7 protein-coding genes and 2 pseudogenes are annotated in these 11,965 nt (G+C 72.3%); 7 read left to right on the top strand and 2 right to left on the bottom strand.

All coding sequences use genetic code 11. The annotated features are described in order from the left end of the window. Both EAO76_RS29670 and EAO76_RS29665 read left to right on the top strand, forming a co-directional pair. Window positions 1-191: pseudogene (locus EAO76_RS29670) on the top strand (DUF1707 domain-containing protein); the annotation flags it as partial. A gap of 139 nt (window positions 192-330) precedes the next feature. After that, window positions 331-1,998, top strand: coding sequence for a fumarate hydratase (locus EAO76_RS29665; RefSeq protein WP_187438832.1), 1,668 nt, complete (start codon window positions 331-333; stop codon window positions 1,996-1,998). A 93-nt stretch (window positions 1,999-2,091) separates the two neighbouring features. Here EAO76_RS29665 and EAO76_RS29660 read toward each other — a convergent pair whose 3' ends face one another. After that, on the bottom strand, window positions 2,092-3,078 hold the full coding sequence (locus EAO76_RS29660) for a LuxR C-terminal-related transcriptional regulator (RefSeq protein ID WP_148838973.1): 987 nt from the start codon (window positions 3,076-3,078) through the stop codon (window positions 2,092-2,094). 211 nt (window positions 3,079-3,289) lie between these two features. Here EAO76_RS29660 and EAO76_RS47755 point away from each other — a divergent pair. Both EAO76_RS47755 and EAO76_RS29650 read left to right on the top strand, forming a co-directional pair. Then, a pseudogene (locus tag EAO76_RS47755) lies at window positions 3,290-4,641 on the top strand (MFS transporter). A gap of 399 nt (window positions 4,642-5,040) precedes the next feature. After that, window positions 5,041-6,342 carry a M18 family aminopeptidase gene (locus EAO76_RS29650; RefSeq protein ID WP_148838972.1) on the top strand — a complete coding sequence of 434 codons (1,302 nt, stop codon included), beginning with the start codon at window positions 5,041-5,043 and terminating at the stop codon, window positions 6,340-6,342. 91 nt (window positions 6,343-6,433) lie between these two features. Here the strand turns inward: EAO76_RS29650 and EAO76_RS29645 are convergent, their stop codons facing one another. Then, window positions 6,434-7,963 (bottom strand): ricin-type beta-trefoil lectin domain protein, encoded by a 1,530-nt coding sequence (locus tag EAO76_RS29645; RefSeq protein ID WP_148838971.1) that lies wholly within the window; start codon window positions 7,961-7,963, stop codon window positions 6,434-6,436. 105 nt (window positions 7,964-8,068) lie between these two features. On the opposite strand from EAO76_RS29645, the gene EAO76_RS29640 reads away from it, so the two are divergent. From EAO76_RS29640 to EAO76_RS29630, 3 genes are all read left to right on the top strand, one after another. Then, on the top strand, window positions 8,069-9,493 hold the full coding sequence (locus tag EAO76_RS29640) for an aspartate ammonia-lyase (RefSeq protein WP_148838970.1): 1,425 nt from the start codon (window positions 8,069-8,071) through the stop codon (window positions 9,491-9,493). Window positions 9,494-9,537: 44 nt separating this feature from the next. After that, window positions 9,538-10,239, top strand: coding sequence for a DUF402 domain-containing protein (locus tag EAO76_RS29635; protein WP_148838969.1), 702 nt, complete (start codon window positions 9,538-9,540; stop codon window positions 10,237-10,239). Window positions 10,240-10,610: 371 nt separating this feature from the next. Beyond that, window positions 10,611-11,965: PP2C family protein-serine/threonine phosphatase (locus EAO76_RS29630; RefSeq protein WP_148840377.1), on the top strand; the 1,355-nt coding region annotated here is incomplete at its 3' end.

The raw sequence follows: 11,965 nt of genomic DNA, 5'->3' as shown, positions 1-11,965 counted from the left end.
CCGTAGCCCCCGCGGAGCCGGCCGGTATCCGCGCCTCCGACGCGGACCGGGACCGGATCGCGGACATCCTGCGGGAAGCCATGGCCGAGGGCCGGCTCACCGCCGAGGAACATGCCGAGCGGGTCGACGCGGTCTACCGCGCCAAGACCGTCGGCGAGCTCGAACCACTGGTACGGGACCTGCCCGCCGCCCCGCCGTAGCACGACCCCGCCCCGGAAGGGTGGAACTGAGCCTTACCTCACAGCTTCGGCACCCGTGCGGCGTTCTACCCTGGTGGATGCGCTGCCCAAGGGAGGTCAGCCGCCGTCTGCCGAGTGAGGAATGGCCGTAATGCCAGAGTTTGCGTACTCCGATCTGCTCCCCCTGGGCGAGGACACCACGCCGTACCGCCTGGTGACCTCCGAGGGTGTCTCCACCTTCGAGGCCGACGGTCGTACGTTCCTCAAGGTCGACCCGGAGGCTCTGCGCACCCTGGCCGCCGAGGCCATGCACGACATCTCGCACTACCTGCGCCCCGCCCACCTCGCGCAGCTGCGGCGGATCGTGGACGACCCCGAGGCGTCGTCCAACGACAAGTTCGTCGCGCTCGACCTGCTGAAGAACGCGAACATCGCGGCGGCCGGCGTGCTGCCGATGTGCCAGGACACCGGCACCGCGATCGTCATGGGCAAGCGCGGGCAGAACGTGCTCACCGAGGGCGGTGACGAGGAGGCGCTGTCGCACGGCATCTTCGACGCCTACACCAAGCTGAACCTCCGCTACTCGCAGATGGCTCCGCTCACCATGTGGGAGGAGAAGAACACCGGCTCGAACCTCCCCGCCCAGATCGAGCTGTACGCCACCGACGGCGGCGCGTACAAGTTCCTCTTCATGGCGAAGGGCGGCGGCTCGGCCAACAAGTCGTTCCTCTTCCAGGAGACGAAGGCCGTGCTGAACGAGGCCTCCATGATGAAGTTCCTGGAGGAGAAGATCCGTTCGCTGGGCACGGCCGCCTGCCCGCCGTACCACCTGGCGATCGTCGTCGGCGGCACGTCGGCCGAGTTCGCGCTCAAGACCGCGAAGTACGCCTCCGCGCACTACCTGGACGAGCTGCCCGCCGAGGGCTCCCCCACCGGTCACGGCTTCCGGGACAAGGAGCTGGAGGAGAAGGTCTTCGAGCTGACGCAGAAGATCGGCATCGGCGCCCAGTTCGGCGGCAAGTACTTCTGCCATGACGTGCGGGTCGTCCGCCTCCCCCGGCACGGCGCCTCGCTGCCCGTCGCGATCGCCGTGTCCTGCTCGGCGGACCGCCAGGCCGTCGCGAAGATCACCGCCGAGGGCGTCTTCCTGGAGCAGCTGGAGAAGGACCCGGCCCGCTTCCTGCCGGACACCACCGACGAGCACCTGGACGAGTCGGGCGACGTCGTGGAGATCGACCTCAACCGGCCGATGGACGAGGTGCTGGCCGAGCTGACCAAGTACCCGGTCAAGACCCGGCTCTCGCTGACCGGCCCGCTGGTCGTGGCGCGCGACATCGCGCACGCCAAGATCAAGGAGCGGCTGGACGCGGGCGAGGAAATGCCGCAGTACCTGAAGGACCACCCGGTCTACTACGCGGGCCCGGCGAAGACGCCCGAGGGGTACGCCTCCGGCTCCTTCGGCCCGACGACGGCCGGCCGCATGGACAGCTACGTCGAGCAGTTCCAGGCGGCGGGCGGCTCCAAGGTGATGCTCGCCAAGGGCAACCGCTCCAAGCAGGTCACCGACGCGTGCGACGCGCACGGCGGCTTCTACCTCGGCTCGATCGGCGGCCCGGCCGCGCGCCTGGCGCAGGACTGCATCAAGAAGGTCGAGGTCGTCGAGTACGAGGAGCTCGGCATGGAGGCGGTCTGGCGGATCGAGGTCGAGGACTTCCCCGCGTTCATCGTCGTCGACGACAAGGGCAACGACTTCTTCACCGAGCCGGCCCCGGCGCCGACGTTCACCAGCATCCCGGTGCGGGGCCCCGGCCTCGCCTGACGCACCGGCACGACACGCCCGCGGGGGCGTACCGGCGGCACGACCGCCCGGTACGCCCCCGCGCGCCGTTCCCCGGTTCCCCGTCCCCGGGGCTCACTCCTCCAGCAGGCCCGATGTCGCGACCAGGTAGCCGAGTTGGGCCCGGCTGTTGCTGCCCAGTTGCTCGGAGACCTTCCGCACGTGCGCGACGACGCTGCGGCGGCTCATGCCGAGCCGGCGTGCGATCGACTCGTCCGTCTCGCCGCCCACGACCGCCTGCAGGATGGTCCGTTGCAGGCCCGAGGTGACCACCGGGGTGCGCAGCGGCACCCGTTCCGGGCGGACCGGGACCGAGCGGGCCCATGCCTCGTCGAAGTGCCGGGCCAGGAAGCGGACCAGGGAGGGGTGCTGGATGCGCAGGGCGCTGTGCGGCTCGTCGGAGAACGGGATGAAGGCGAGGTCCCGGTCGAAGACGATGATCCGGTCGACGACCTCGGGGAGCGTCCTGACCTCGGCGCCCTCGGTCGTCACCCGTTCTATGTAGGCGAGCGTCACCCGGTCCGAGCGGACGGTGTGCTGGTAGATGGTTCGCTGCCGGATGCCGCGGCGCAGGTTGTGCAGGTCCCGGGGCAGCGCCTCCTCCAGCGCGTGCATGGGGCGCCCGCCGCCGGGATGGGCGGTGCGGACCTCCTCGCGGCAGCCGGCGACGCCCGCATCGAGCGCCTTGCCGATGACGGCCTCGCCGGAGAGCCGGGTGAGGGCGGGCTGTTCGAGCCGGTGCAGGTCGACGTACAGGTCCTCGAACGCGGCCAGGACGGCACGGGTCGAACGGAGCGTCCGGCGCTTGCGGGCGATCGCCTCCTCCAGGGGCCCGAGCGCGTCGAAGGAGGCGGTCTCCGGCGGCACGGGGATGAGGTGCCCCGGGGCCTCGCGGTCCTCCACCATCAGATGCAGGGTGCCCAGGCAACCGGGCACCTCGCCCGCCGGAAGGCTGCCCTCCGCGAGCGCCCGCCGGTAGACCGCGAGGGCCGTCCCGCACGCGTGGTCCGGTGACGATTCGCGGCAATCACACGCCCGTGGGCCGGAATAATCGTCCTTCACAACCATGCAGATTACATTCGCGCACCCGGCAGACCTCGGGTGAACGCGGTCACTCGGTGACGATGGGCCGGTGACGCGCGACATCGAACAGGCGAACGATCGGTCGGGCCGTGCCCCTGGTGCCGGACCGGGCGACGCGGCGCGCGGGGAGCGCCGTTACCGGTTCCTCGTCGCCGGGTACGCGCTGTCCTCGTACGGCACCTTCCTGAACATGGTGGCGCTCAACCTGTTCGTCTACGAGACGACGGGCCGGGCGCTGGCGATGGGTCTGTTCATGACCGTGCGGCTGGCGTCCGGCTTCGTCGCCGGGCTGGTCGCCGGCGGTCTCCTCGCCCGGTTCGCCGCCAAGGCCGTCATGCTGTGGACGAACGTGGCGCAGGCCGCGGTGATGCTGCTGCTGGTCCTCGCGCCGCAGGGGGCGCGGACGGCCGCGCTGATGTCCGTCTCCGTGGTGGTCGGCGGCTGCGGGACGCTGTTCATGGTGGCGCTGCGCAGCTCCATTCCCGAGATGGTCGGCGAGGACCGGAGGTCCTGGGCCAACTCCCTCTCCATCACGGGTCGTTCCCTGGCGATGGTGGCCGGTTTCGCCTCGGCGGGCGTGGTGGTCTCGCTCGTCGGGTACACCGCCGCGTTCGTGGTGGACATGGCGACCTTCGTGGTCTGCGCCGTGACGGTGGCGCTGCTGCCGATCGCGGGCGGGGGGAAGGGCGGGGAGACCGCCGGCGACCAGCCCGGCGACGAAGCCGGACGCCAGCCGCACGGTCATGAACAGACCCATCGCCAGCGCCCGGCCCGTCGTCTCGTAGACGAACAGGTTGAGCGCCACCATGTTCAGGAAGGCGCTCCGGCGCGCCCGGCGCGTTCCTCGCGACGGCCGCCGTGCCCGGTCTGGGACTGATGGTGGTGCTGCGGAGCGTGGACGCCCTCGGCTCCTCCTCCCACAACGCCGCGCTGCCGGTCCACTCGGCCGCGCTCGACGACGCGCGCCCCGCCGTGTTCGTGAGCGCGTTCTGGTGCCTGTGGGCGCTGGGCAACGTCGTCGCGCAGCAGGTGATCCAGCGGTACGCCGCGCGCACCGGGCGGTCGGTGGGCGCGGCGGGGTTCGGGTACGGCACGTGCCTGATGTCCGGGGCGTTCATCCTGGCGTTCGCCGGCTTCCCGATGGCGGCGACCGCCGTGATCGCACTGGTGGCCGGAGCGGCCGACGGGCTCACCGAGGTCTCGTACACCTCCCATCTGCAGACGCTCCCCCCCGATCTGCGCGGCCATGCCTTCGGGCTCTCCGCGACCGTGGAGAACCTCGGCTTCGGCGTCGGCATGATCATGGTCTCGGCGGCGCTGGAGAGCCACCGCCCGCTGACCGTGGTCGCCTGGTCGCACGGGGCGGCCGTCGTGGTCGCCGTGGTGTTCCTGATCAGGATCTCGGCCCTGCGGAAGCGATCCGCCGCACCGGACGCACCGAGCACGCCGGACGTGTCGGATGTTTCGAACACACCAGACGCACCGGACGCACCGGGCGCGCCGGAGCGGTCCGTCGCCGAGCGTGACGGACCGAACCGATGAACCGTCACGCTCGACGAAATCAAGCCAATCTTGAGCTTCCCGGCTCCGGGGCCCGCCCGGCCGGCCCCGGAGCCCGCCCGTACCGCACCGGAACCCCTCCGCGCGGGACGCGCCCGCCCGGTGCCCGTCATCGCGGCCCGGCCCCCGTCGCCCCGGGTCCGGGACCGGGTGCGGTCGCGCCCGGTCCGCGGTCCGGCACCGCCGCTTTCACGCAGCGGGCGGCGGGCCGGGCTTGCGTCCCCCCGGGCCGCTGCGGTGAGTTGTCGAACGTTCCTGCAGTACTGCTCCGCCGACCCGGCGGCCGGGCACCGCACCGCACCGCATACGCCGCAACGGGCCGGGCGGCCCGCTGCGGGTTCCTCCACCCTCACCGACGAACACCGGAAAGGCGGACGCCGAATGACGCCGCTTCCCCACCTCAGCCACGCCGATGACCTGCTGTCCTTCATCAGCGCCAGTCCTTCCCCGTATCACGTGGTGGCGAGCGTCGCCCAACGCCTGGAGAAGGCCGGCTTTCGCGAGTTGCGCGGTACGGACGACTGGACGGGAACGACGGGCGGCAGTTTCGTCGCCCTCGGCGGTGCGCTGATCGCCTGGTACGTCCCCGAGGGCGCCCCGGCCCACACCCCCTTCCGGATCGTCGGCACCCACACCGACTCCCCGAACCTGCGGGTCAAGCCCTCCCCCGACACCTCCACCGCGGGCTGGCGGCAGATCGGCGTGGAGATCTACGGCGGCGTCCCGCTGAACACCTGGCTGGACCGCGACCTGGGCATCTCGGGGCGGCTCGCGCTGCGCGGCCCCGACGGCGCGGCCGACTCCCGGCTGGTGCAGATCGACGAACCGCTGCTGCGGGTGCCCCAGCTGGCGATCCACCTGGACCGCACGGTCAACGAGGGGCTCGCGCTCGACCGCCAGCGCCACCTGGCCCCGGTGTGGGCGCTCGGGGAGCGCGCGGAGGGCGCCCTGCTGCGCCGGGTCGCGGCGGCGGCCGAGATCGAGCCGGAGCGGGTGATCGGCTGGGACCTGATGCTCCACGACGTCCAGCCGCCCGGATACCTGGGCGCGGACCGGGAGTTCGTGGTGTCGTCGCGGCTGGACAACCTGGTGTCCGTGCACGCGGGCGCCACCGCCCTGGTGGCCGCCGCGACCGCGGCCGACGAACCCGCGTACGTGCCCGTCCTGGCCGCCTTCGACCACGAGGAGGTCGGCAGCGGGTCGGAGACCGGTGCGCAGAGCCCGCTGCTGGAGCGGGTGCTGAACCGCTCGGTCCTCGCGCGCGGCGGCAGTGCGGAGGACTGGTCGCGCGCCCTGTCCGGGGCCTTCTGCGTCTCCGCCGACATGGCCCACGCGGTGCACCCCAACTACGCGGAGCGGCACGACCCGGACCACCGTCCGCTGCCGAACGGCGGCCCCGCCGTCAAGGTCAACGTCAACCAGCGGTACGCCACCGACAGCACCGGCTTCGCGGTGTTCGCGTCGGCGTGCGAGCGGGCGGGCGTGCCGTGGCAGCCGTTCGTCTCCAACAACGCGATGCCGTGCGGCACGTCGATCGGCCCGCTCACCGCGGCCCGGCTGGGCGTGGCGACGGTCGACGTGGGGGTGCCGGGGCTGTCCATGCACTCGGCGCGCGAGCTGTGCGGGACGGCCGACCCCGGTCATCTGTGCGCCGCGCTGGGCGCGTTCATGACGTCCGGCTGAGAGCCGTCCGGGGCGTCCCGGAAACCGCCGGGGGCGAAACGGCTGCTGCCGTTCCGCCCCCGGGGCGTTCATCGGACGGACCGGTCGCCGGTCACGCGAACCGCTGCTGCGCGCCGCCGTCGCAGCTCTGCAGCCTCAGCGGCTCCTTCGCCCCCGCCAGCGTCAGGCACAGCCCGGTCGAGGCCGCCGGGCGCAGAGTGCCCGACTGGCGCACGAACTGCTGGTTGGCCGCGCCCGAGCAGTTGTACAGGATGGCCGTGACGCCCGCCCTGTAGTCGGCGCCCGGCACGTCGAGGCAGCGGTCGTGGCTCAGCGCCGTACGGAGGGTCTTCGTGCCGGAGTCGTACCACCAGCCCTGGTTGCGGCCGCCGTGGCAGTCCCAGCCGCCGACCTTCGTGTCGTTGCGGGTCACCGAGCCGGGGGCGTCCACGCAGGTGCCCGTGGCCTCGTTCCTCAGGGGCTCGAAGAGGTCGTCCCACGCCCCGGCCTGCAGGACCGGCTTCCCGGTGCTCGCCGGGTCGGCGCAGCCGGCCTCGCGCAGGTTCGAGTTGTAGACCTGGGTCAGGCAGGACGCGAAGGCGCCGTGGCCGGCCGCGTTGGGGTGGTAGGACTGCCGCAGCGAGTTGGAGTCCGGCGGGAAGTGCCCGAGGTCGATGTAGAGGCCGCGGGCCCAGGTGGACTCGCTGCAGACCTCGTGGCCGTGGAAGAGCCGGGAGTTGTCCAGGTAGACGGCTCCGGTGTCCGCGGCGACCTTGCGCATGCCGCGCTCGAAGGCGGGCACCGCGACGTTGCGGCCCCAGGCGGCGTCCGAGTCGTAGCCGGCGCAGCCGCCGGGAAGCTTCCCGGGGAAGTTCGGGTTGTCGTAGAAGTCCGGGCCGATGGGGCTCGGGTAGCCCATGACGACGAGCTTGTAGTCGCCGTCGGCGTAGCCGGCCCCCGACATGACGGTCCGCAGGTCGCGCACCGTCTTCTCGACCTTGGGGACGAGCCCGTCGACGCGCGCCTGCCAGCCGCCCTCGTACTTGGGCTGGCAGGTGCCCTGGGAGAGCACCCAGCGCGTGACGCAGTCCGTCATGACCGGACCGAACTGGAGGTCGTCGTTGGCACCCGCCACCAGCACGATCATCTTGATGCGGGTGTTGCGCGCCTTGATGGCGAGGTTGTCGCTCTGCACCAGTTCGTCGGCGTACTGCTTCGAGCCGCCGATCACGATGTTGCCGGTGTACGCGCCGGAGCAGGAGACGTTGTACGTGACGTCCGCCGGGATGCCGGTGCGGTGGATCGCGGAGTCGGGCGAGCGATGGCACCAGTTGTCGGGGCCGTTGGTGCCGGACTCGTACGTACCGACGCCCTCGCCGGATATCTCGCTGTCGCCGAGCGAGATCAGCCCCGTCTTGCGCTCGGCGAGCGGGCGCTCGGCCGGGTCGCCGTACAGCCGGGTGGCCTCCGCGGCGCGGATGGCCTCCAGTTCGGGCGACAGGGGGGTGGATGCGATAGGGGTGGTACCGGACCGTTCCGCCGCGCCTGACGGTCCTGCGGCGGCGACCGCGCCGCCGAGCGCCGCCGCCATGGCCGCGGCGGCCGCGACCGTACGACGAAGCCTGTGCCTCGTGCGCCTCATTGCGCCTCCCGGGTTGTTGTTACCCCCGGTATTTACTGGTCGGTAGCCATCTTGGGAATAGAAATAACAAGACAAGTGCTCAACTTTTTCAGGAGGTTGAACCCCATGGACGACTCACAGGGCGGCGCGCCGGCCCCCGCGGACGGCACGGAATTCCGCGTCGAGCACGACTCGATGGGCGAGGTGAGGGTCCCGGCGAACGCCAGGTGGCGGGCCCAGACGCAGCGCGCCGTGGAGAACTTCCCGGTCTCCGGGCAGCGGCTGGAGCGGGCCCACATCGAGGCCCTGGCCAGGATCAAGGCCGCCGCCGCGAAGGTGAACGCCGAACTGGGGGTGCTCGACGCGGACGTCGCCCTGGCGATCCAGGAGGCCGCCGGGGAGGTCGCCGAGGGGCGGTGGGACGACCACTTCCCGGTCGACGTCTTCCAGACCGGCTCGGGCACCTCGTCCAACATGAACACCAACGAGGTCGTGGCCACCCTCGCCACCGAGCGCCTGGGCCGCGAGGTCCACCCCAACGACCACGTCAACGCCTCGCAGTCGTCCAACGACGTCTTCCCCTCGTCCATCCACATCGCCGCGACCGCGGCCGTCACCGGCGACCTGATCCCGGCACTGGATCACCTGGCGTCCTCCCTCGAACGCAAGTCCGCCGAGTTCGCGACGGTGGTGAAGTCGGGGCGCACCCATCTGATGGACGCCACGCCCGTCACCCTCGGCCAGGAGTTCGGCGGCTACGCGGCGCAGATCCGGTACGGCGTCGAACGGCTGCGCGCCTCCCTCCCCCGCCTCGCCGAGCTGCCGCTGGGCGGCACGGCCGTCGGCACCGGCATCAACACGCCGCCCGGCTTCTCCGCCGCCGTCATCGCCGAGGTCGCCCGGGCCACCGGACTGCCGCTGACCGAGGCCCGCGACCACTTCGAGGCGCAGGGCGCGCGGGACGGCCTGGTCGAGACCTCGGGCCAGCTGCGCACCATCGCCGTCTCGCTCACCAAGATCTCCAACGACCTGCGCTGGATGGCGTCGGGGCCGCGCACCGGCCTGGCCGAGATCAGCCTCCCCGACCTCCAGCCCGGCTCGTCGATCATGCCGGGGAAGGTGAACCCGGTGGTCCCCGAGGCCGTGCTGATGGTCGCGGCCCAGGTCACCGGGAACGACACGACGGTCGCCGTCGCGGGCGCCGCGGGCAACTTCGAGCTGAACGTGATGCTGCCGGTCATCGCGAAGAACCTGCTGGAGTCGGTGCGGCTGCTGGCCAACGTCTCGCGGCTGCTCGCGGACCGCACGGTCGACGGGATCACCGCGCACGCGGAGCGGGCCAGGGAGTACGCCGAGTCCTCCCCGTCCGTCGTCACCCCGCTGAACAAGTACATCGGCTACGAGGAGGCCGCGAAGGTCGCCAAGCGCTCCCTCGCCGAGCGCCGCACGATCCGCGAGGTGGTGCTGGACTCGGGCTACGTCGAACGCGGCGACCTCACCGTGGAGCAGCTCGACGAGGCCCTGGACGTGCTGCGCATGACCCGCCCGTGACCCGCGCGGCAGCCGCCGGGCGCCCGGCCGCCTAAAATCCGTCCATGACAGGTACGGGCAGCGGACAGACCGAGCACTGGGCACCGGGGGACCACATCCTCTGGCGCTACCGTCGCAACGACCCGCCGCCCGCACCCGGGCGGGAGGGCGCCCCGGCCCCGTTCCACATCTGCCGCCCGGTCACCATCGTGCGGGACACCGACGAGCTGCTCGCCGTGTGGGTGGCGCCGGGCACCGAGTGCGTGAAGCCGGTGCTGGCGAACGGCACCGACGTGCACGCCGAGCCGCTCGCCACCCGCTACACCGCCCCGCGCGCCACCGCCCGCACCAACTGGCTCGGCAACGGCGTGCTGAAGCTCGCCCGGCCGGGCGAGCCCTGGTCGGTCTGGCTGTTCTGGGAACCCGCCTGGCGGTTCCGCAGCTGGTACGTGAACCTGGAGGAACCGCACACCCGGTGGGACGGCGGCGTCGATTCCCAGGATCACTTTCTCGACATCTCCGTGTACCCCGATCGCAGCTGGGTGTGGCGCGACGAGGACGAGTTCGACATGGCCCGGCAGGCCGGTCTGATGACCCCCGGGGCCGCCCGTGACGTGCGGGCCGCGGGCCTCGCGGCCGTCGATGTGATCCGGGAGTGGGGCGCCCCGTTCCGGGACGGCTGGGAGGACTGGCGGCCCGATCCGCGGTGGCGGGTTCCGGTGCTTCCGGATGACTGGGACCGTACCCCCACGCGCATGCCGTCGTGAGACCCTTGATGCATCCCAGGGGGGCAAACGTAGGATCGTCCTCCGGAGGGCCGCTCCACCCCAACCGGGAGGCGCGGCGCAGCACCTGACCACAAGTCATCGCACGAGCACCGCGCACTGCATGAGCTGTATGAGCCGCATCAGTCGTATGAGTCGTATGAGCCACTACGAGGGGGTGGAGACGTGCTCGCCGTTGCCCGCCCCGTCGCCAGAAACGTTGTCATCGACCCATCCCGCAGGCATCCGGTTTCAGCCCCGTGTCCCGGGGCATCCGATGACAGCCGTTGTTATCGCCGCTCTTGCCGGGGCACAGTAACGCCTCACAAGGCGATTGCCTCATACAACCGGCCCGGACGGACGGAATCCCACGCGTGACGGAGCATCCCACCTCCCACGAAGGCCGGCAGCCTCTCGCCGCCCGGTCGCAGGAACGCACCCGGCCGCGGCAGCAGGACGCCGCGCCGACCGCTTCCCCTGCCGCCGCCGCGATCCCGGGGCCGACCGCTTCGCCCGGCCCCGCGGCGAACACCGGCCCCGCCGGACTCGATCCCCAGGCCGCGGTCCGTCGCGAGGGCGACCGGCTGCGGTTCGTCGGCGCCGCCACCCGGCGGATCGCCCGGGGCATAGACCTGGACGAGATCGTGCTGGGCCTGTGCCGGGCCAGTGTGCCGACCTTCTCCGACGCCATACTGGTCTACCTCCGCGACCCGCTCCCGGTCGGCGACGAGCGGCCGGTCTCCCCCTTCGTGCTGCGGCTGCGCCGGTCCGACCGGCTGCGGCTGAACGAGGAGGGGACGGACGGCTCCTCGGAGATCGAACGGCTGCGGCTGCCCGTCATCGACCCGCACAGCGACCTGACGCCCGCGGCCGAGCTGTGCGAGGTCCGCTCCGGCGGCGCGCTGGCCGAGGTGCTGCGCGGTGTGCGGCCGGTCTTCGGGGACTCCGCGGCGGCCCGCGCCGCGCTGCCCGAGCTGCTCGGCGCCGACCGCACCGTGCCCACCGGGCACCGCGCGATCCTCGCCCCGCTGCGCGGACGGCGGCGGGTGATCGGCGCCGCCGTCTTCCTCCGCGGCACCGAGCGCCCGCCCTTCGAGGCCAACGACCTGCTGGTCGCGGCCCAGCTGGCGACGCACACCGCGCTCGGCATCGACAAGGCGGTGCTGTACGGGCGCGAGGCGTACATCGCCGACGAGCTCCAGCGCACCATGCTGCCCGACTCGCTGCCGCAGCCGACCGGTGTCCGGCTCGCCTCCCGCTACCTCCCGGCCGCCGAGACGGCCCGGGTCGGCGGCGACTGGTACGACGCGATCCCGCTGCCCGGCAGCAGGGTCGCCCTGGTCGTCGGCGACGTCATGGGCCACTCCATGACGTCCGCGGCGATCATGGGCCAGCTGCGCACCACGGCGCAGACCCTGGCCGGGCTCGACCTGCCGCCGCAGGAGGTGCTGCACCACCTCGACGAGCAGGCCCAGCGGCTGGGCAGCGACCGCATGGCGACCTGCATGTACGCGGTGTACGACCCGGTCGCGCACCGGATCACGGTCGCCAACGCCGGGCATCCGCCGCCCGTCCTGCTCCACCTGGGCGGCCGTGCGGAGGTGCTGCGGGTGCCGCCGGGCGCGCCGATCGGGGTCGGCGGGGTGGACTTCGAGGCGGTCGAGCTGGACGCGCCCGCGGGCGCCACGCTGCTGCTGTACACCGACGGCCTGGTGGAGTCCCGGCTGCG

The sequence above is a fragment of the Streptomyces sp. sk2.1 genome, assembly GCF_008120935.1.
Taxonomy (GTDB): domain Bacteria; phylum Actinomycetota; class Actinomycetes; order Streptomycetales; family Streptomycetaceae; genus Streptomyces.
The sequence above is the reverse complement of the archived record's forward strand: the minus strand, read 5'-3'. Positions and strand labels throughout refer to the sequence as shown.

Excerpts from the sequence above, each read along its gene's own strand:
- EAO76_RS29650 (WP_148838972.1), top strand. The coding sequence starts at position 5,041 with ATGACGCCGCTTCCCCACCTCAGCCACGCCGATGACCTGCTGTCCTTC.
- EAO76_RS29635 (WP_148838969.1), top strand. The coding sequence starts at position 9,538 with ATGACAGGTACGGGCAGCGGACAGACCGAGCACTGGGCACCGGGGGAC.
- EAO76_RS29640 (WP_148838970.1), top strand. The coding sequence starts at position 8,069 with ATGGACGACTCACAGGGCGGCGCGCCGGCCCCCGCGGACGGCACGGAA.
- EAO76_RS29645 (WP_148838971.1), bottom strand. The coding sequence starts at position 7,963 with ATGAGGCGCACGAGGCACAGGCTTCGTCGTACGGTCGCGGCCGCCGCG.
- EAO76_RS29665 (WP_187438832.1), top strand. The coding sequence starts at position 331 with ATGCCAGAGTTTGCGTACTCCGATCTGCTCCCCCTGGGCGAGGACACC.